The organism is Sphingosinicella terrae, from assembly GCF_003347635.1.
Lineage (GTDB): Bacteria > Pseudomonadota > Alphaproteobacteria > Sphingomonadales > Sphingomonadaceae > Allosphingosinicella > Allosphingosinicella terrae.
Genome location: NZ_QDFY01000019.1, coordinates 1 through 19,850, shown reverse-complemented (window position 1 = coordinate 19,850; position 19,850 = coordinate 1). Strand labels below are relative to the sequence as shown.

At 68.4% G+C, this 19,850-nt stretch carries 19 protein-coding genes; 12 read left to right on the top strand and 7 right to left on the bottom strand.

Annotated elements, in window-relative coordinates:
* Positions 1-95: 95 nt before the first annotated feature.
* Positions 96-2,603 (bottom strand): type I DNA topoisomerase, encoded by a 2,508-nt coding sequence (gene topA, locus DDE10_RS21690; protein WP_114954900.1) that lies wholly within the window; start codon positions 2,601-2,603, stop codon positions 96-98.
* A gap of 114 nt (positions 2,604-2,717) precedes the next feature.
* On the opposite strand from topA, the gene DDE10_RS21685 reads away from it, so the two are divergent.
* Positions 2,718-3,290: a hypothetical protein gene (locus DDE10_RS21685; RefSeq protein ID WP_114954899.1), complete on the top strand. Its 573-nt coding sequence runs from the start codon at positions 2,718-2,720 to the stop codon at positions 3,288-3,290.
* Positions 3,291-3,347: 57 nt separating this feature from the next.
* Here the strand turns inward: DDE10_RS21685 and dprA are convergent, their stop codons facing one another.
* Positions 3,348-4,433, bottom strand: coding sequence for a DNA-processing protein DprA (dprA, locus tag DDE10_RS21680; RefSeq protein ID WP_114954898.1), 1,086 nt, complete (start codon positions 4,431-4,433; stop codon positions 3,348-3,350).
* A gap of 1 nt (position 4,434) precedes the next feature.
* On the bottom strand, positions 4,435-5,019 hold the full coding sequence (gene plsY / locus DDE10_RS21675; RefSeq protein WP_284734820.1) for a glycerol-3-phosphate 1-O-acyltransferase PlsY: 585 nt from the start codon (positions 5,017-5,019) through the stop codon (positions 4,435-4,437).
* 118 nt (positions 5,020-5,137) lie between these two features.
* Here plsY and murI point away from each other — a divergent pair, with 118 nt between their 5' ends.
* A complete protein-coding gene (gene murI, locus DDE10_RS21670; protein WP_114954896.1) occupies positions 5,138-5,941 on the top strand; it encodes a glutamate racemase in 804 nt (267 codons plus the stop codon).
* A 119-nt stretch (positions 5,942-6,060) separates the two neighbouring features.
* Positions 6,061-7,275 (top strand): 5-aminolevulinate synthase, encoded by a 1,215-nt coding sequence (gene hemA, locus DDE10_RS21665; RefSeq protein ID WP_114954895.1) that lies wholly within the window; start codon positions 6,061-6,063, stop codon positions 7,273-7,275.
* Between the two features lie 218 nt (positions 7,276-7,493).
* Here hemA and DDE10_RS21660 read toward each other — a convergent pair whose 3' ends face one another.
* On the bottom strand, positions 7,494-8,105 hold the full coding sequence (locus DDE10_RS21660) for a hypothetical protein (RefSeq protein WP_162806782.1): 612 nt from the start codon (positions 8,103-8,105) through the stop codon (positions 7,494-7,496).
* A gap of 219 nt (positions 8,106-8,324) precedes the next feature.
* Here DDE10_RS21660 and rpiB point away from each other — a divergent pair, with 219 nt between their 5' ends.
* From rpiB to rpsD, 6 genes are all read left to right on the top strand, one after another.
* Positions 8,325-8,783, top strand: a complete 459-nt coding sequence (gene rpiB / locus DDE10_RS21655; RefSeq protein ID WP_114954893.1) for a ribose 5-phosphate isomerase B — start codon at positions 8,325-8,327, stop codon at positions 8,781-8,783.
* A complete protein-coding gene (gene glyA, locus DDE10_RS21650) occupies positions 8,780-10,084 on the top strand; it encodes a serine hydroxymethyltransferase (RefSeq protein WP_114954892.1) in 1,305 nt (434 codons plus the stop codon). The genes rpiB and glyA overlap by 4 nt, the downstream gene beginning before the upstream one ends.
* Positions 10,084-10,536 (top strand): transcriptional regulator NrdR, encoded by a 453-nt coding sequence (nrdR, locus tag DDE10_RS21645; protein WP_114954891.1) that lies wholly within the window; start codon positions 10,084-10,086, stop codon positions 10,534-10,536. Before glyA ends, nrdR begins: the two co-directional genes overlap by 1 nt.
* A gap of 127 nt (positions 10,537-10,663) precedes the next feature.
* Positions 10,664-11,752, top strand: coding sequence for a TrmH family RNA methyltransferase (locus tag DDE10_RS21640; protein WP_114954890.1), 1,089 nt, complete (start codon positions 10,664-10,666; stop codon positions 11,750-11,752).
* Between the two features lie 146 nt (positions 11,753-11,898).
* The gene (locus DDE10_RS21635; RefSeq protein WP_114954889.1) at positions 11,899-12,126 is read left to right on the top strand and encodes a hypothetical protein; all 228 of its coding nucleotides are present in this window, start codon (positions 11,899-11,901) and stop codon (positions 12,124-12,126) included.
* 197 nt (positions 12,127-12,323) lie between these two features.
* A complete protein-coding gene (rpsD, locus tag DDE10_RS21630) occupies positions 12,324-12,938 on the top strand; it encodes a 30S ribosomal protein S4 (RefSeq protein ID WP_114954888.1) in 615 nt (204 codons plus the stop codon).
* Positions 12,939-13,010: 72 nt separating this feature from the next.
* Here rpsD and DDE10_RS21625 read toward each other — a convergent pair whose 3' ends face one another.
* Positions 13,011-14,990: an alpha/beta hydrolase family protein gene (locus DDE10_RS21625; protein ID WP_114954887.1), complete on the bottom strand. Its 1,980-nt coding sequence runs from the start codon at positions 14,988-14,990 to the stop codon at positions 13,011-13,013.
* 137 nt (positions 14,991-15,127) lie between these two features.
* On the opposite strand from DDE10_RS21625, the gene DDE10_RS21620 reads away from it, so the two are divergent.
* Positions 15,128-16,786, top strand: a complete 1,659-nt coding sequence (locus DDE10_RS21620) for a M28 family metallopeptidase (protein ID WP_114954886.1) — start codon at positions 15,128-15,130, stop codon at positions 16,784-16,786.
* Between the two features lie 21 nt (positions 16,787-16,807).
* Here the strand turns inward: DDE10_RS21620 and DDE10_RS21615 are convergent, their stop codons facing one another.
* Together DDE10_RS21615 and DDE10_RS23970 are read right to left on the bottom strand one after the other, a co-directional pair.
* Complete coding sequence (locus DDE10_RS21615; protein ID WP_114954885.1) at positions 16,808-17,179, bottom strand: PIN domain-containing protein; 372 nt, start codon at positions 17,177-17,179, stop codon at positions 16,808-16,810.
* Positions 17,176-17,637 carry a DUF7662 domain-containing protein gene (locus tag DDE10_RS23970; protein ID WP_284734819.1) on the bottom strand — a complete coding sequence of 154 codons (462 nt, stop codon included), beginning with the start codon at positions 17,635-17,637 and terminating at the stop codon, positions 17,176-17,178. The genes DDE10_RS21615 and DDE10_RS23970 overlap by 4 nt, the downstream gene beginning before the upstream one ends.
* Positions 17,638-17,729: 92 nt before the next feature.
* Between DDE10_RS23970 and DDE10_RS21605 the strand changes: the two genes are divergently transcribed.
* Together DDE10_RS21605 and aguB are read left to right on the top strand one after the other, a co-directional pair.
* Positions 17,730-18,716, top strand: coding sequence for an agmatine deiminase family protein (locus DDE10_RS21605; protein ID WP_284734818.1), 987 nt, complete (start codon positions 17,730-17,732; stop codon positions 18,714-18,716).
* A gap of 130 nt (positions 18,717-18,846) precedes the next feature.
* A complete protein-coding gene (gene aguB, locus DDE10_RS21600; RefSeq protein ID WP_114954884.1) occupies positions 18,847-19,695 on the top strand; it encodes an N-carbamoylputrescine amidase in 849 nt (282 codons plus the stop codon).
* Positions 19,696-19,850: the final 155 nt, after the last annotated feature.

Sequence of the window (19,850 nt, the reverse complement as noted above, 5' to 3'; positions counted from 1 at the left end):
GCTTACCGTTACGCACCCGAACGTCCTTACGCCAACAAGGTAAAGCACGTTGCAGTGGATGGGGTAAATCCGGCGTCAACCAAGGCCTTCGGCTATTACGGTTTCTTCTTCTTGGCCGAGGATTTGGCCGGGGCGCGCCGCCCCTTTTTCTTGGCCGGCCCGCGCTCGGCGCGGGCATCGATGAGCTGCGCCGCCTCCTCGAGGGTCAGCGCCTCGGGTGAGACCGTGCGCGGCAGCGTCGCATTGGTCGTTCCGTCGGTGACGTAGGGACCGAAGCGGCCTTCCATCAGCTTGATCTCGAGCTCGGTCCGGGGGTGGGCGCCGAGCACCTTGAGCGGCTCGCGCGAGCCGCGGGCGCGGCCGCCGCCAGCCGCGGCGTCGGCGAGCTTGGCCACCGCGGCATTCATGCCGACCTCGAATATCTCGGCCGTCGAGGCGAGCTTCGCATACTTGCCGTCATGGGCGAGATAGGGGCCGTAGCGGCCAAGGCTCGCGGTGATCTCCTTTCCGCTTTCCGGGTGCAGACCGACCGTCCGAGGCAGCGCCAGCAGCTTCAGCGCCAGCTCGAGATCGAGCGAGTCTTGCGGGACGTCCTTGGGCAGCGAAGAGCGCTTGGCTTCCTTGCCGTCGCCGAGCTGGACATAGGGGCCGAAGCGGCCGGATCTCAGCGTGACCGGCAGCCCCGTCTCCGGATCCTCGCCCAGCCCTTGCGGGCCGCTGTCGTCGCTCGCGCCCTCGGCACCGAAGCGCCGCGTATATTTGCAATCGGGATAGTTGGAGCAGGCGACGAAGGCGCCGAAGCGGCCCCCGCGCAGCCCGAGCCGGCCCTCGCCGCAGGCCGGGCAGAGCCGCGGATCGCTGCCGTCCCCCTTGTCCGGAAACAGCCAGGGCGCGAGGAAGTCGTCGAGCGCGGCGGTGATGTCGGAGGGCTTCTGCTCCATGATCTCCGCGGTCTTCGGCTTGAAGTCGCGCCAGAAGGCCTCGAGCACCCGCCGCCACTCCATCCGGCCGCCCGAAATCTCGTCGAGCTCGTCCTCGAGATGGGCGGTGAAGTCATAGGAGACGTAGCGTTCGAAGAAGCGCTCGAGGAAGGCGGTCAGCAGCCGGCCGCTCTCCTCCGGGATCAGCCGGTTCTTCTCGGCGCGGACATATTCCCGGTCCTTCAGAGTCTGAATTGTCGACGCGTAGGTGGACGGCCGGCCGATGCCGAGCTCCTCCATCTTCTTGACTAGGCTCGCCTCGGAATAACGCGGCGGCGGCTGAGTGAAATGCTGCTCGGCATGGACCGACTTCATGTGCGGCCGGTCGCCCTCGCGAAGCCGCGGGAGACGGCGGGCCTCCTCGTCATTCTCGTCGTCCCGGCCCTCCTCGTAGAGGGCAAGGAAGCCGGGGAAGAGGACGACCTGGCCGGTCGCGCGCAGCGCATGCTGGCCGGTGCCGTCGACCAGCTCGGCCGTCGTGCGCTCGAGCCTTGCCGAGGCCATCTGGCTCGCCAGCGCCCGCTTCCAGATCAGCTCGTAGAGCCGGGCATGGTCGCCGGAGCCGGCCCGGTCGCGGGAGAAATCGGTCGGCCGAATCGCCTCGTGCGCCTCCTGCGCATTCTTCGCCTTGGTCTCGTAATGGCGCGGCTTGTCCGGCACATAGCCCGAGTCGTAGCGGTCGGCGACGGCGCGGCGAGCCGCCGAAATCGCCTCGGGCGCCATCTGGACGCCGTCGGTCCGCATGTAGGTGATCGCACCGTCCTCGTAGAGGTCCTGGGCGAGCCGCATCGTCCGCGCCGCGGCGAGGCCGAGCTTGCGGGCCGCCTCCTGCTGCAGCGTCGAGGTGGTGAAGGGCGGCGGCGGATTGCGGGTGAGCGGCTTGGTCTCGACCGAGGCGACGGTGAAGCGCCCCTGCTCGACGGCGCGCTTCGCCGCCTCGGCGGTGCCCTGGTCGCCGATCGTCAGCCGGTCGATCTTGTCGCCATTGTAGCGGACGAGGCGGGCGAGGAACTCGGTGCCGTCCGCCTCCATCGAGGCGGCGACGCTCCAATATTCCTGGCTCCGGAACAGCTCGATCTCGCGCTCGCGATCGACGATCAGGCGCAGAGCGACCGACTGGACCCGGCCCGCCGACTTGGCGCCCGGCAGCTTGCGCCACAGCACCGGCGACAAGGTGAAGCCCACCAGATAGTCGAGCGCCCGGCGGGCGCGGTAGGCATCGATCAGGTCCTCGTCGAGGCCGCGCGGGCGCTTCATCGCCTCGGTCACGGCCGACTTGGTGATCGCGTTGAACGTCACCCGCTCCACCTGCGCGGGCAGCGACTTGCGCTTCTGCAGCACTTCCTGGACGTGCCAGCTGATCGCCTCGCCCTCGCGGTCGGGGTCGGTGGCGAGGATGAGCGCGTCCGCCTTCTTCGCCTCGTCCGAGATCGCCTTCAGCTGGCGCGACTTGTCGGCATAGGTCTCCCATTCCATCGCGAAATCGGCGTCGGGATCGACCGAGCCGTCCTTGGCCGGCAGATCGCGGACGTGGCCGTAGGAGGCGAGGACGCGATAGCCGCCGCCGAGATATTTCTCGATGGTCTTGGCCTTGGCGGGCGATTCGACGACGACGAGTTTCATGTCTACCTTTCACGCGTACGCGTATAGGGTGGTGAGCACCTGCCGGAGACGTCAAGCCTGCTCGCAAGCCTCATTGATTCGCGCTGCGCTTAGTCTGAGGGAGCGGGGGACGCCATGAAGATCATACCGGTCTGGATATTGGGCCTTGCCGCATTTGTAACCGCGCCGGCCCGAGCGCAGGGCGCGGACGAATGGCTCTACCAGTCGCCGCTGCCCGAACTCGTCGTCGGCTTCCAGCGCGAACAAGGCGGCACGTCGATCGTCGAGCGCATACCGCCCGGCGAGACGGTGCAGGACTGGTCGCAGATGGTGACGACCCAGCGTTTTGCCGGCGCGATCGCGCGGGGCGTGAGCCTGGATCAATGGGTGAATGGGTTCGTCTCCGGGCTTGCCAATGCCTGCCCGGGCGCGAGGACGAGCGCGCCGCTCTTTTCGCGGCATCCGGATCATCGCGAGGTCGCCTTCCGCGTCGATTGCCCGCTCAATCCCGCGACCGCAAAGCCGGAAACATTCCTGTTGCGGGCTTTCGCCAGCGCCGCCGACCTGCACGTGCTGCAGGTCGCCTTCCGGCACGTGCCGTCCGCTGCGGAGGCCGGCTGGGCGGAGCGCCATCTCGAATCGGCGGTGCTTTGCGATGCGGCAAGCTCCGATTCGCCCTGTCGCGATACCGAGCGGCCAGGCCGCTGACCGTGCCGGCGGCCCCGGCCGTGCGGCGCGTATATGCCAATCTCCCGCGCCTCGGGCTCAAGGGGCGCTGACCCGGCCTCCGGCATGACGCTCGAGGCGGCCCGCCAGCTCGAGCTCCAGCAGGACCGACTGCACCACCGAGGCGGTCAGGCCGGACTGACGGACGATCTCGTCGACGGCGACCGGGGTCGGACCGAGCAGATCGGCGACCGATCGCCGCGCGAAATCGTCGGGATCACAGCCGGCTGGCGCCGGACGGTAGGGCGACCTCTCCTGGCGCACCCCCAGCCGGAGCGGCCGGAGCGCCTCGAGCACGTCCTCCGCCGACTGGATCAAGGTGGCCCCCTCGCGGATGAGGAGGTTGCAGCCCTGCGCCCGCGGATCGAGCGGCGATCCCGGGACCGCCATCACCTCGCGCCCGAATTCGGCCGCCTGTCGGGCGGTGATGAGCGAGCCGGACTTGGGCGCCGCTTCGACGACGACCGTTCCGGCGGCGATCCCGGCGATGATCCGGTTGCGATAGGGAAAATGGCGTGCCCGCGGCTCCAGGCCGGGCGGCTGCTCCGCGAGGAGCAGGCCGCGCTCGGCGATGGCGCGCTGCCGCCCCTCATTCTCCGGAGGATAGAAGATGTCGATCCCGCCGGCGACGACGGCGATCGTCCCGGTCTCGATCGAGCCTTCGTGCGCGGCGGTGTCGACGCCCCGCGCCAGTCCGGAAGCGACGACCGCCTTGGCCTCGCCGAGCTGCCATGCCAGCTGGCGGGCGAAGCGGCAGGCGGCGGCGGAGGCGTTGCGGGCGCCGACCATCGCCACCGTCTGCCGCGCCGCCAGCGAAGGGGCGCCCATCGCGACGAGCACCGGCGGCGCGCTCTCCGTCTCGGCGAGCAGCGGCGGATAATTCGGTTCGCCGAGGAACAGGTAATAGGCGCCGAGCCGGTCCACCCGCTCGACCTCGCGCTCCACCTGCTCGCGCGTGGCGAGGCGCGGCGTTGCGCCGCCGCCCCTCGCCGCCAGCTCCGGTACCGCGTCCAGCGCCGCCTGGGCCGAGCCGAACCGGGCGAGCAATTGGGCGAAGGTGACGGGGCCAATCTGTTCGGAGCGGATCAGGCGAAGCCGCGCGATCTGATCCGCATTCGCCGGCATCTCAGCGGCCGCCGCTCCCGACCCTGGGCTCCGTGCCGGCCGCGAGTCGGCGGACGTTGGCGCGGTGCTTCCAGATGACGAGCGCGGCCAGCCCGGCAAGGAGCGGGGCAAGGTCCGCCCGGCCGAGCAGCCACGCCGCGACCGGCGCGGCGACGGCGGCACTCATTCCGGCCACGGACGAATAGCGCGTCGCCAGGAGCATGAGGATCCAGACGCCGGCAAAGACGAAGGCGGCCGGCCAGTGCAACGCGGCGACGATTCCGATCAGGGTCGCCACGCCCTTGCCGCCGCTGAAGCGGAGCCAGACCGGGTAGAGATGGCCGAGAAAGGCACCGAGCCCGGCGATGGCGGCAAGCGGCGGCGCTTCCGGCCAGAGCGCGGCGGCGACGAGCACGGCGGCGGCGCCCTTGGCGGCATCGAGGATCAAGGTGGCGGCAGCGAGCCCCTTGCGCCCGGTCCGCAAGACGTTGGTGGCGCCGATATTGCCCGAGCCGATGGCGCGGACGTCGCCGAGCCCGGCAATGCGGGTGAGGACAAGGCCGAACGGGATCGATCCCAGCCCATAGCCGAGAAGGAGCGCGAGCAAGGTGGCGGCGAGAGAGTCGGCGATGATCTTCGGTCCCCTGTCGGGCTTGGTTAAGCGCTGCTCCGAGGCCGTGCAACTGCGTTTGCCGGGTCCCGGCCGGGGGGCTACAGGCGCGCGGATGCACCCCTCCGCGCCCCTGCTCGTCTTCGATTCCGGCGTCGGCGGCCTCTCCGTCCTCGAGGGGATCCGGACGCTGCTCCCGCAGGCGCCGATCGTCTATGCCGCCGACAGCGCCGGCTTTCCCTATGGCACGAGGAAGGCGGCCGAGATCGAGGCGCGGGTACCCGCTTTGCTCGGCCGGCTCGTCGAGCGCTACGATCCGCGGCTGATCGTCATCGCCTGCAATACCGCCTCGACCATCGCTCTCGACGCGGTCCGGGCGGCCCTCGATCTTCCCATCGTCGGCACCGTGCCGGCCATCAAGCCGGCGGCGGCGCTGTCGAGGACCCGGTCGATCGGGGTGCTGGGGACGCCAGCGACGGTCGTCCAGCCCTATGTCGACCGCTTGGCCGCCGACTTCGCCGCGGATTGCACGGTCCTGCGCCACGGCTCGGCCGAGCTGGTCGAACTGGCGGAGGCCAAGCTGCGCGGCGAGACGGGCGAGCTTTCCGCCTACCGCCGGATCCTCGAAGGCCTGCTGGGGCAGGCGGGCGGCGAGGCGATAGACACGATCGTCCTCGCATGCACCCATTTCCCCCTGGTTCAGCCGGAGCTCGAGGCGGCGGCGCCGCGGCCGATCGCATTCGTCGACGGCAATGCCGGCATCGCCCGCCGCACCGCCTGGCTGATGCGGGACGAAGGCTGGCCGGAGACGGCCGGAGAAGGAATCGCCCTGTTCACCGGGCCCGCTCCGGAGGCGGAGACCTTCCGCCTCGGCCTTGCCCGATTCGGGCTCTGCCGGATCGAGACGCTGCAGCGCTGACGGGAACCTTTCTCCGCCTCGGCGATCCGAGCGCAGGGAATCCCGCTCTTGCGAGCATTTCCTCTGGCGCTCTACGGGGTAAATCCTATATTGGCCGGCGAGCAACGGGGACGAGGGCTTTGGACTATCAACGCATCTTTGCGGAGGCGATCGAGCGGCTTCACGCCGAGGGCCGCTATCGCGTGTTCATAGATATCCTGCGCAACAAGGGCGCCTTCCCCAACGCGCGCTGCTTCGCCGGCCATAACGGGCCGAAGCCGATCACCGTGTGGTGCTCAAACGACTATCTCGCCATGGGCCAGCATCCCAAGGTGATCGAGGCGATGGAGGAGGCGCTGCACGATGTCGGCGCCGGCTCCGGCGGTACCCGCAACATCAGCGGCAACACCCATTATCATATCGACCTCGAAGCCGAGCTCGCCGATCTGCACGGCAAGGAAGCCGCCCTCCTCTTCACCTCCGGCTACATCTCCAACGAGGCGGCGCTGTCGACCATCGGCAAGCTGCTTCCCGGCTGCATCATCTTCTCCGACGCGCTCAACCACGCCTCGATGATCGCCGGAATCCGCAATTCCGGCTGTGAGAAGCGCGTGTTCCGGCACAACGATCTGGAGCATCTCGAGCAATTGCTCGCCGAGGCGCCTGACGACGCACCCAAGCTGATCGCCTTCGAGAGCGTCTATTCGATGGACGGCGACGTCGCGCCGATCGCCGCGATCTGCGACCTGGCCGACAAATATGAGGCGCTGACCTATCTCGACGAAGTCCATGCCGTGGGCATGTACGGCGCGCGCGGCGGCGGCATCTCGGAGCGCGATCAGGTCGCCCACCGCCTCAGCATCATCGAGGGAACGCTCGGCAAGGCGTTCGGCGTGATGGGCGGCTATATCTCGGCGGACAAGAATATCGTCGACGTGGTCCGCAGCTATGCGCCGGGCTTCATCTTCACTACCTCGCTCTCGCCCGTGCTGGTCGCAGGCGCGCTCGCCAGCGTTCGCCATCTCAAGCAGAGCTCGGCGGAACGCGAGTCGCAGCAGGCCTCGGCGGCAAAGCTGAAGGCGATCTTCGCCGACGCGAACTTGCCGGTCATGCCCTCGACCACGCACATCGTGCCGCTGCTGGTCGGCGACCCGGTCAAGGCCAAGCGGATCAGCGACATCCTGCTCGCCGAATATGGCGTCTACGTCCAGCCGATCAATTATCCGACGGTCCCGCGCGGCACCGAGCGGCTGCGCTTCACGCCCGGCCCCGCCCATGACGAGGCGATGATGCGCGAGCTCGCCGACGCCCTCGTCGAGATCTGGGACCGGTTGGAGATGCGGCTGGCGGCCTGAGTCGCCCCGGCCGACAATCGGTTCATCCCGCGGGCCCTGCGTTTACGTCGCCCCCGCGCTGCCCCTTTCAGGCACAGGATCCGCCGAGCCCCGACGGGCATGAATCGTCGCGATTGGGATAGTGCGGTTTCATGGCCCTCGCTCAGGCGCGGGAATCCGCAGGCCGCGGGGCATCAATCGCCTCTGCCTACATCGCGCCATTGTCGCGATGCCGACGATCACCCGATCCAATCCGGACCGCTGGAACTCATGACGAGACTGGCAGGAACGGCGACAAGGACAAAGGCGACCTGCCACCGGATCCACCAGGCCGGCACGCGCTCATCCGAATGGACCGCAAGATCGAGTACGACAACCATCCACAGCGACAGGCCGAGAATGAGCGGCCAGGACCAGCCGAGCCCCATGGAGAGGACGGCGCTGCCCAGACCAAGTACCATGCCCGCATAAGCCGACAATTCCGGAGCTTCGGCAAACTTGGCGCGCCATCCCGACCGGAGACTGAGAAATGCTGTGAGATAGAGCATCGCTGCCAGCCACGCCAAATGCCCCTTCACGCCGTCTTCGGCGACAATGGACACGACCGCGCAAGCCCAGACGAGACTAGCCCATCCCGCGCCTGACCGCGCTCCCGGCGAACTGATCGCCCGACCATCCTTCACCCGCGAGGCCCATGCACCGCCGAGATGGAAGGGCACGATGAAGACCAACAGCGCGACGACAGCAAACCCGACCGCAGCGGCCCACAGGCTCGTGGGAGGCGGATCGATGATGAGGCCGTAGTCTGCCGGCGCAGCCCCTATGGCCCACTGGACATTTGCGACCACCAACCCAGCGTCCCCTGCTTTGTCCGAGGCAGACACCGTAAGACCCATTTCTTAAGCTTCTGGGCTCGTCCTTTCGCCTGTTCCTGCTCTCCCCCGCCCTCCCCGGCCCGGCCCGGCCGCTGCTCAGGATGAGTCGGGGTGGGGCTGCAAGCGCAATATGCAGTGGCGAATCCCGGGCGGCTCCCCTAGGGAAAGCGTGAATTCCAACAGCGGAGACTCGGCGTGGGCGAACGGATCGTCATCGCTTCCGATCATGCGGCGGTGGAGATGAAGGCGATGCTCGTCGTCCATCTCCAGGCCGGCGGCCACGATGTCGTCGATCTCGGCCCCGGCGGGATCGATTCGGTCGACTATCCCGATTACGGCTACAAGATCGCCGAGGCGGTCGCTTCCGGCGAGGCCAGCCGCGGCGTCGCCCTGTGCGGCTCGGGCATCGGCATCTCGATCTCGGTCAATCGCCACCCCGCCTGCCGCTGCGCCCTGGTCTCGGAGCCGCTCTCGGCCCGCCTCGCCCGCGAGCATAACGACGCCAATGTCGTGGCGCTCGGCGCGCGGCTGATCGGCCCGGAAATGGCCAAGGCCTGCGTCGACGCCTTCCTCGACACGCCGTTCGGCGGCGGCCGCCACCAGCGCCGCGTCGACAAGCTCTCCAACCCCCATTTCGCCAAGGAACCCGCATGAGCAGCCGCCCCCTCAGCGACGTCCAGCCCGACGGCTTCTTCACAGAAACATTGCGGGAGGCCGACGGCGCCGTCGCCGATGCCATCGCCGCCGAGCTCGACCGCCAGCAGAACCAGATCGAGCTGATCGCCTCGGAGAACATCGTCTCGCGCGCCGTCCTCGAGGCGCAAGGCTCGGTACTCACCAACAAATATGCCGAGGGCTATCCGGGCCGGCGCTATTATCAGGGCTGCGCGCCGTCCGACTCGGTGGAGAATCTTGCGATCGAGCGGGCCAAGCAGCTGTTCGGCTGCGGCTTCGTCAACGTTCAGCCGCATAGCGGCGCCCAGGCCAATGGCGCGGTCATGCTCGCGCTCACCAGCCCCGGCGACACCATCATGGGCCTCTCGCTCGACGCCGGCGGTCACCTCACCCACGGCGCTCGCCCGGCCATGTCGGGCAAGTGGTTCAAGGCGGTGCAATATGGCGTCCGCCGCGACGATCATCTCATCGACTTCGACGAGGTCGAGCGTCTCGCCAAGGAGCACCGGCCGAAGCTGATCATCACCGGCGGCTCGGCCTATCCGCGCCACATCGACTTCGCCCGCTTCCGCGCCATCGCCGACGAGGTCGGCGCCCTGTTCATGGTCGACATGGCCCATTTCGCCGGCCTGGTCGCCGCGGGCGAGCATCCGACGCCTTTCGGCCACGCCCATGTCGTCACCACCACCACCCACAAGACGCTGCGCGGGCCGCGCGGCGGCATGGTGCTGACCGACGACGAGGAGATCGCCAAGAAGATCAACTCGGCCGTGTTCCCGGGCCTCCAGGGCGGACCGCTGATGCACGTCATCGCCGCCAAGGCGGTCGCCTTCGGCGAGGCGCTGCAGCCCGAGTTCAAATCCTATGCCCGCGCCGTGCTCGCCAATTCGAAGGCGCTGGCCGGCCGATTGAAGGAGCGCGGCGCCGATCTCGTTGCCGGCGGCACCGACACCCATCTCGCGCTGGTCGACCTCACCCCGATCGGCATCACCGGCAAGGATGCCGACGAGGCGCTGGAGCGGGCGCGCATCACCTGCAACAAGAATGCGGTGCCGTTCGACCCGCTGCCGCCGATGAAGACGAGCGGCATCCGGGTGGGATCGCCGGCCGGGACGACCCGCGGCTTCGGCGTCGCCGAGTTCCGGGACATTGCCGACATGATCGCCGACGTGCTCGAGGGCATTCGCGCCAACGGCCATGACGGCAATCAGCCGGTCGAGGCCGGCGTGCGCGAGCGCGTCCGCGGCCTGTGCGCCCGCTTCCCGATCTACGAGGGCTGATGCGCTGTCCCTTCTGCGCCCATGAGAACAGCCAGGTGAAGGACAGCCGTCCCACCGAGGACGGCTCATCCATCCGCCGGCGCCGGCAATGCGAGGATTGCGGCGCCCGCTTCACCACCTTCGAGCGGGTGCAGCTGCGCGACCTGATCGTCGTCAAATCGGAGAATCGCCGCGAGCCGTTCGACCGCACCAAGCTCGAACGCTCGATTGCCATCGCCTGCCGCAAGCGCCCGGTTGCGCCCGAACGGATCGAGCGGCTCGCTTCCTCGATCCAGCGCCAGCTCGAGACGAGCGGCGAAAGCGAGCTGCCGTCGAGCCGGATCGGCGAGATGGTGATGGAAGGGCTGAAGGCGCTCGACCCGGTCGCCTACATACGCTTCGCCTCGGTCTACAAGGACTTCCGCGAGGCGCGCGATTTCGAGCAGTTCGCCGGGACCGTGGGGGACGGATAGGCCTTCCGCCGTTCGAGCTCGCCGCTTCTCTCCTCCGCTCATCCTGAGTAGGGGCTGAGCCTGTCGAAGCCTGTCCTGAGCGCCGCCGCAGGCGGCGTCGAAGGGCCCCGTATCGAAGGACCGCCTTTTGGCCTTCTACACCTACATGCTCCGCTGCTCCGACGGCAGCTACTATACCGGCCACACGGACGATCTCGATCTGCGCCTGTCGCAGCATCAGAGAGGAGAAATTCGGGGCTACACGGAGAAGCGCCGACCGGTCGCGATTGTCTGGTCCGAGACCTTCCCCTCCCGCGACGAGGCCTTCGCTGCCGAGCGGCAGGTGAAGGGATGGAGCCGCGCCAAGAAGGAGGCCCTCATCAGAGGCGACCGGGACATGATCAGTCAGCTCGCGAAAAAGCCGATCCTTCGATACGCGGCATCGGCAAGCTCAACCGCTGCTCGGGACGAGCGGAAGGGGGCGGCATCGAAGGCTCCCCCGCCTGCCATCGTCCTCGTTCGCCCGCAGCTCGGCGAGAATATCGGCAAGGCGGCGCGGGCGATGCTCAATTTCGGGCTGACCGACCTGAGGCTGGTCAGCCCGCGCGACGGCTGGCCCAATCCGGCCGCGGGGCCGGCCGCTTCCGGGGCGGACCTCGTGCTGGAGCGGGCGCGAGTGTTCGGCAGCGTCGCCGAAGCGGTCGCCGACTGCCCGTTCGTGTTCGCGACGACGGTGCGCAAGCGCGGTCTCGTCATCCCCGTGGTGTCGCCGGAGGAGGCGGCGCGGGAGATACATGGCCATGACGGCCCGTCGGCAATCCTCTTCGGGGCGGAGCGGTCCGGGCTGGAGACGGACGAGGTCGCGCTGGCGGGGCGGATCGTCACCGTGCCGGTCAATCCGGATTTCCGCTCCCTCAACCTCGCCCAGGCGGTCATCCTCGTCGCCTACGAATGGTCCAAGCATGTCGCGCTGGCCGTGCCCACCGAGGGCGATGCCGCCGAGCCGCGGGCGCCGCACGAGCATCTCGAGGGCCTGATCGAGCAGCTTTACGGGGCGCTCGAGGCGGCCGACTATTTCCACCCGCCCGACCGGACTCCGACGACCAAGAACACCATCCGGACGATCCTCACCAAGGCGGGGTGGTCGACGCGCGAGGTCCAGGCGCTGCGCGGGATCGTCCGCGCCCTCGCCGAACCTCGCGCGCAGCGCAAGCGCCGCTCCCCCGCGGAGGAATGATCGATCTTGCGCGGTTTGCCGCCGCCTGAAGCGCGGCGGCCGGACATCTTGACTTTTCCGGCTTCGGAACGCATCCAGAAGGCCTTCCGGACATCTGCGCCAAGGGGCTGAGCAAGATGAAGAAAGTCCTTTTCGTGGGAGCAGCCATGGCGACCGCCGCGGCCGCCTACGGCCAGCAGGCGAACCAGGGCACGGGGGCTACGCAGAGCGGTTACGATCCCAACCAGGTGATCTGCCAGCGGATCGGCGAGACTGGATCGCGGCTCAACCGGCGCCGGGTCTGCCTGACCCGGGCCGAATGGGAGACGCGCCGGCGCGAGACCAAGCAGGGCGTCGACGACGCCCAGAATCGACGGATGTGGCCGGGCGAGTAACCGGCTGATCTCAAGAGGTTTCCGGTCCGCTTCCCGACGCCGGGGCAGCGAAAGCGGTTGACTCCGCGCCGCGCCTCTCCCATGTGCCCGCCTTCGCAATTGGCCCCGCACCCCTGGTGAAGCGGTGGCCGCGCCGGTCGCGTTCGGGTCCGGCGGTGCGGCTCCAGGGACCTGACGATAGCAAATTGGAGTCAATCATGTCGAAGCGCTCAAGCGCCAAGTACAAGCTCGACCGCCGCATGGGCGAGAACGTCTTCGGACGGCCCAAGAGCCCGGTCAACCGCCGCGAATATGGACCCGGCCAGCACGGCCAGCGCCGCAAGGGCAAGCTGTCCGACTTCGGCATTCAGCTGCGCGCCAAGCAGAAGCTGAAGGGCTATTATGGCGATGTCACCGAGAAGCAGTTCAAGCGGACCTTCCAGGAAGCGAGCCGCATGAAGGGCGACACCTCGCAGAACCTCATTGGCCTGCTCGAGCGCCGTCTCGACATGATCGTCTATCGCGCCAAGTTCGCGCCGACCATCTGGGCCGCGCGCCAGCTCGTCAATCACGGCCACATCCGGGTCAACGGCCGCAAGCTCAACATCGCTTCGGCGCGGATCAGCGTCGGCGACGTCATCGAGCTGGGCCCGAAGGCGCAGGAAATGGCGCTGGTGCTCGAGGCGCAGGGCCTCGCCGAGCGCGATATCCCCGACTATGTCGTGCCGGACGGCGCCAGCAAGATCACCTTCAACCGCGTCCCCACCCTGGACGAGGTCCCCTATCCGGTGCGGATGGAGCCCAACCTGGTCGTCGAGTTCTACTCGCGCTGATCCGGGGCTCCAGCCACCGCGAAGAGAAGGCCCGGGCTCGCGCCCGGGCCTTTTTCGTTGGGCGGCCGGAGCTCAGCGCGCGGCGAGCCGCTCGCCGAGCAGGTTGCCGATCCGCTGCAGCATCTGCGTCCGCGCGGACGAGTCGCCGAGATCGTGGGCCAGGCCCGGAAAGACGATCAGCTCGCTCTCCTTGCCCGCCGCCTCGAGCGCCGCATCCATCCGCCGGGAATGATCGATCGAGACGTTGATGTCGCGATCGCCATGGACGAGCAGCACCGGCGCCTGCAGCGCCGCCGCGCGGCGCAGCGGCGAGCCCTCGGCGACATGGGGGCCGCTGCCGATGAATTCGGCGACATTGCGCGAATTGGTGAAATCGCGGGCCTCGTCCTTGAGGAGCTGGAGGTCGGTGACCGGCGCGATGGCGACGATCGCCTTGAACAGGCCGGGCTCGACGACGCCGGACTGGAGCGCGGCATAGCCGCCATAGGACCAGCCCACGACCGCGAGCCGGTTCGCGTCCGCCGTTCCTTCCGAGGCGAGCCAGCGCGCGCCGGCGACGATGTCGCCGATCGAGGTGCGCCAGCTGCGGAAACCATTCTGCTGCAGCCACTGGTCGCCGAAGCCGGCGGACCCGCGATAATTGGGCTGGAGCACGGCATAGCCCAAATGGGCGAGATATTGGGCGAGCCAGTCGAAGCCCCATTCGTCCCGCGCCGAGGGGCCTCCGTGCGGCAGCACGACCGCCGGCAGGCCCCGCGCCTCCTGACCGGGCGGCAGCGTCAGATAGGCCGGGATCGAGACCCCGTCCGCGGACGGATAGGAGACCGCCTGCACCGTCGCCAGCGGGACGTTCTCCAGCTGCGGCCGGACCAGCATGATCTCGTTCAGCGTCCGCGCCTGCCGGTCGTGTACGAAATAGCGTCCGGGATCGGCGTCGCTGCCGGCATGGACGAGAATGCGGTTGCCGTCGTCGCTGGCGGTGCCGAAGTCGATCAGCGGCAGGTTCGGCATCGCCCGGGCGAGCGTGCGCGACAGCCGCTCATATTCCTCGTCGAAATAGACGACCCGGCGGCGATCTTCGGCGAAGGTGAGGCCGATCACGCGTCCGCCGTCGCTCGACCGGACGACATCGTCGACGTCCACCCGATCGTGGGCGAAGACCAGCTCGGTCGCCATCGAGCCGTCCAGCTTGACCCGGTAGAGGGCGAAGCGCCCGTCCAGCTTCTGCAGCACATAGGCGCTGTCCACGGTCGCATCCACCGCCAGCGGGATCATGCCTTCACGGGTCGCGGCGTCGTAGCTTCCGAAGCTGCGCCAGCTGCGGTCCGCCGCGGTGCGGTAATAGATGTCGGTGCGCGTGCCGAGCTGCCCGGTGGCGCCGCGCACGTCGTGCGAGCCCATCATCCGGACATTGGCGCGGCCGTCGCTGAGATACCAGCTCGCCTGGGCGTTCGGCGCCTCGATCCGGCTGGCGCGCAAGTTGCGGACGTCGATCATGTCCACGCCCAGGCCGTCCGCGCGGCGCGCGATTCGCGTGTGGGTCATGCCCGCCTCGGGCACATAGTCGCGGCTCATCATCACCATGCCGTCGCGGTCGGGCACCCAATCGATGATCGCCCCGTCGAACTGGCGCAGGCGCGCGTCGTGATAGGAATTGCGCTGCCCGAGCAGCTGGACGTTCTGCCCGTCATCGGCGTCGAAGGCGACGAGGCGGCCCATCGAGATCAACAGCCCGTCATAATCGGTGACCGCGATCACCCGGCAGACGATCCTTTCATTGCCGGCGAAGTTGCACCAGATCATCCTTTCCGGGTCACCGTCGGAATTGGCGACGAGCCGCGGCTGGCCGTCGCCGTCCAGCTCGTGAACAAAAACCATGGTGGAACGACCCGGGCCCGGCTGAAGGAACAGGACCCGGCGACCGTCCGGCGAGATATCGATATGCTCGACGCTTTCGCGGACGCCGAACAGTTCGGCCGGATTGGCCGCGGCTTGCGCGAAGGCACTTCCGGACACGAACAGTCCGGCGACGAATAGCATGCTCTTGTACATGAAAGCCCCCCTGATGCGGCCATGCTATTCACGGTCGCCGCACGGCGCAACATCCGAAACGCCCATGCTTGTCGGCAGCCGCCGGCGCTGCCAATAGGCGACGATCCCCACCCTCACGGACCCAAGCGGAGCCCGAGATGACGACCAGATCTGCCCTCGCCCTCCTTGCCGCCGCCGGCGTGCTCGCCGGCTGCGCCACCGCCCCGTCCGGCGGCGGCACGGCGCCGCAAATCCCGCTCCAGATGCTGCAGCGGGTAACCGAGCAACTCTCCTCCGACGCGTTCGAGGGCCGGGCGCCGGGAACGGCGGGCGAGGAGCGCACCGCCGAGCTGCTCGCACGCGAGTTCGAGCGTGCCGGCCTCCAGCCCGGCAACAATGGCAGCTGGTATCAGGAGGTGCCGCTGGTCGAAATCTCCGCCCGAGGCAGTCCGCAGCTGCGCGTCACCGGATCGGATCAGCCGCTGGCGTTCGACTATCGCACCGACATGGTCGCCGCCAGCTACCGGGTGCAGCCGCGGGTCGAGGTCGCAAACAGCGAGATCGTCTTCGTCGGCTACGGCATCAACGCCCCGGAGCGCGGCTGGAACGATTATGAAGGCCTCGACGTGCGCGGCAAGACCGTCATCATCCTGGTCAACGATCCCGACTGGAGCGCGCCGACGCTGGACGGGCCCTTCAACGGCCGGGCGATGACCTATTACGGCCGCTGGACCTACAAATATGAGGAAGCGGCGCGACAGGGCGCCGCCGCGGCGTTCATCGTCCATGACGACGCGCCCGCCGCCTACGGCTGGAACGTGGTCGAGAACAGCTGGACCGGACCGCAGCTCTACATGCAGTCCGCCTCGGCCGGCGCCGACCAGACCGCCGCCAACGGCTGGCTCACCAATGATGCGGCCCGGCGCCTGCTCGCCGCCGCCGGCCAGGATCTGGACGCCCTCACGCGCGCGGCGCAGCAGCGCGGCTTCCGGGCGGTTCCGCTCGCCGGCCTGCGCGCCTCGATCACGCTCGAGAACGACATCCGCACCGCCCAGTCGCGCAACATCGTCGGCATCCTGCCGGGCACCACGCGGCCGGACGAATATGTCCTCTACACCGCCCATTGGGATCATCTCGGCATCTGCCGCGAGGAGGGACAGGAGGACCGGATCTGCAATGGCGCGATCGACAATGCGACCGGGACGGCCGCCCTGGTGGCGCTGGCGCAGGCCCATGCGCGCGCCGGACGTCCCGACCGGTCGATCGTCTTCCTCGCCGTCACCGCCGAGGAATCGGGGCTGCTCGGATCGGCTTATTACGCCGCCAACCCGATCTATCCGCTCGCCCGCACGGCCGGCGGGATCAACATCGACAGCCTCTCCATGCAAGGCGATGCCCGCGACTTCTCCGCCGTCGGCGCGGGCAAGTCGGAGCTTGACGCCTATCTCCAGCGCGCCGCCGCGGCGGAGAATCTGTCGCTGACGCCGGAGCCGTCGCCGCAGGCCGGCTATTATTACCGCTCCGACCATTTCAGCATGGCGAAGCAGGGCGTGCCGATGGTCTATGCCAAATTGGGTCCCGACCTGATCGAGGGCGGCCGCGCCGCCGGCGACGCCTGGGCCGCCGACTATCGCGCCAACCGCTATCACGGGCCGGCCGACGAATATGATCCCGATTGGGACTGGACCGGCGCGCTTCGCGAACTGAGGGTCTTCTACCGGATCGGCCGCGAGCTGGCGGAAAGCTCGGACTGGCCGAACTGGAACGAGGGGGACGAGTTCCGCGCGATCCGGGACCGCTCGCGGGTGGGGCAGTAGAGGCCGCCGAGGCAGCGGCCGTCAGGCCGCTTCCGGCGCGCTCAGCGACAACTCCTCGGCGATGGCCGCGAGGCGGCGATCGCGGGTCCACAGCCGCGCTTCCGGATCGAGCAGGACCGCTGCCAACAAGGCTGCGTCGACATAGCCGATGCCGCGGCCATGCAATGACTGATGCTCGATCAAGGTCAGGACTTCAGCAGGCGTCGCGACCGCGGCTCTTGGAAGCATCGCGAGCTCCGCAAAGACGGCCGGCCTGTCGCGCACGCTGCCAAGCATCAATTCCCCGAGCACGAACGGATGCATGAGGATCTCGCCCGCCTCCAGCCTGGTCATAAAGGCAGGGTCCGATCCGCGGAAATGATCGATCCAGACTGAGCTGTCGACGAGGATCACCAGGAGAGCCGACGCCGCGGAGCGGGCTCGAGGTCGGGCATCGTTCCGCCGAGGCGGGCGAGCCGGCGAGCCGCCTCGCGCTCGCACAGGGCCCTCAACGCTTCCGTGACGACAATCTCTCGATCGGCCGTGCCGAGATAGTCGGCGGCGCGAGCAAAGAGATCTTCCTCGAATGGGGCCTGCCCCTCGGCGACGCGGCCGGACACACCAGCGCCGAGCCGCCTGAACTCGACCTCCTCCCGCTCAATATCGACCTTGCCAACGTGCCAGCCGGCGTCCTGCCAGCCCCTCACCTGACTGTGGCCGCCGCCGCGCTGATTCGCCCACCATTCCCGGTACTTCCTTGCGCTCCGAGGGAGCGGAAAACCGAGGATCGCCTCGACCTCGGCGAAGGTGGCTTTCCAGCCGTCGCCAGCGCGGCGCCGGAGCGCCTCGCTCAACGGCGCATATTTGCCCATGATCAGCTCCTTTGGGGAACTATTACTCTAATAGTTTGGGCTGCTCAATCGCCCGGTTGGGCCGAGCCGGCTTTCCCGCTATGGCGCCCGCCATGGACATCCCCCCGCCCCGCCAGCCGTCCGAATGGGCGCCGCACGATTGCGTCTGGATCGGCTTTCCCAGTCACCCCGATTTGTGGGTGGAGGATCTGGAGCCGGCGCGCGAGGAGGTCGCGGCATTTGCGGCCGCGGTGCATGCGGATGGCCGAGGCGAGGAGGTCCGACTGGTTGCGGCGGATCCCGATTCGGTCGCCGCGGCGAAGCGGCTGGCGCCGTTCGCGACGATCGTCCAGGAGCCGTTCGGCGACATCTGGCTGAGGGACACCGGGCCGCTCATCCTCAAGCAAAGCGACCGGCGGCTGGCGCGCGGCTTCCGCTTCAACGGCTGGGGCGGCAAGTACGAGCTCGAGGGCGACGACACGGTGGGGCGGCGGCTCGCCGAGACGATCGATCTCGAGGCGGAGTGGTTCGACTGGGTGCTCGAGGGCGGCGCGATCGACGTCGACGGCACAGGCCTTGCCGTGACGACCGAGCAATGCCTCTTGAATCACAATCGCAATCCGGGCCTGTCGGCGGCGGAGATCGAGGAGCGGCTGCGGACCCAGCTCGGCATCGATCGGCTGCTCTGGCTCGGCAATGGCCTCGCCAACGACCATACCGATGGCCATGTCGACAATCTCGCGCGGTTCGTCGCCGAGGGAAAGCTCGCGGTGCCGGTGCCGGAAAGCAGCGCCGATCCCAACGCCCTCGTCTATGACGATGCCCGCTACCGCGCCGAGGCGTTCGGGGTCGAAGTCGCAGCCGTCCCCTCGCCGGGGCGGATCGAGCGGGATGGCGAAATCATCCCGGCTTCCTACATGAACTTCTACATCGGCAATGCGGCGGTGGTGGTGCCCGTCTACGGGGCGGCCAATGACGAGGCGGCGGTCGAGCTGATCGGCGCCCTGTTTCCGGGGCGCAAGGCCGTCGGCCTTCGCGCCGACCATGTCCTGACCGGCGGCGGCAGCTTCCACTGCATCAGCCAGCAGGTGCCGAGATAGGGGGGAGTCCCCCTCCACCGTGCTGCGCACGGTCCCCTCCCCCGCAAGGGCGGGGGAGGAAACCCCCTTCCACTGTGCTTCGCACGGTCCCCCTCCCCCGCAAAGGCGGGGGAGGATATAGGAGCCAGAGATGACCGAACTGACCGTCGCCGCGCTGCAGCTCGCCTTCGGCGACGATATCGACGAGAATATCCGCAACGTCTCCGAGTTGGTCCGCGAGGCGGCCGGGCGGGGCGCCAGGGTCGTGCTGCCGCCGGAGCTGTTCGAGGGCCCCTATTTCTGCCGCACCGAGGATGAGGGGCTGTTCGCCAATGCCCGGCCGGCCGACCGCCATCCGGCCGTGCTGGCGATGCGCGCGCTCGCCGCCGAGCTCTCGATCTCCATCCCGACCAGCTTCTTCGAGGCGGACGGGCCGCATTTCTACAACAGCCTGGCGATGATCGACGACAAGGGCGCGGTGATGGGGGTCTATCGCAAGAGCCACATCCCGGATGGTCCGGGCTATGAGGAAAAATTCTATTTCCGGCCCGGCAATACCGGCTTCAAGGTATGGCCGACGCCCGAGGCGACGCTCGGCGTCGGCATCTGCTGGGACCAATGGTATCCGGAGACGGCGCGTTCGCTGATGCTGATGGGCGCCGAAATCCTCTTCTACCCGACCGCGATCGGCTCCGAGCCGCACGATCCCGGCCTCGACACCAGCCGCCTGTGGCGGCGGGCGATGATCGGCCATGCCGTCTCGAACGTGGTCCCGGTCGTCGCCGCCAACCGCATCGGGAACGAATGCGGCCAGACCTTCTACGGCCACAGCTTCATCTGCGACGAGCGCGGCGACATGCTCGCCGAGTTCGGCGCCTCCGAGACGGGCGTGCTGACGGCGACGCTCGACCTCGACCAGGTGAAGCGCCACCGCGCCGCCTTCGGCTTCTTCCGGGACCGCCGGCCCGAGCTTTACGGGCGCATCACGCAGGACATCTGAGTCGGCCAAGGCGATGCGGGCCATGTCGCCACGGCGACGGCAGCGTCGAATTTGAGAACGCCTGGGGGTCGTCAATTTCATCATCTGTGGACGCCCCCTACAGCGCAAGCGGTTTTTCGGGCGTGGCACGTTGTCGGATGCTGCCATCTGTCCGG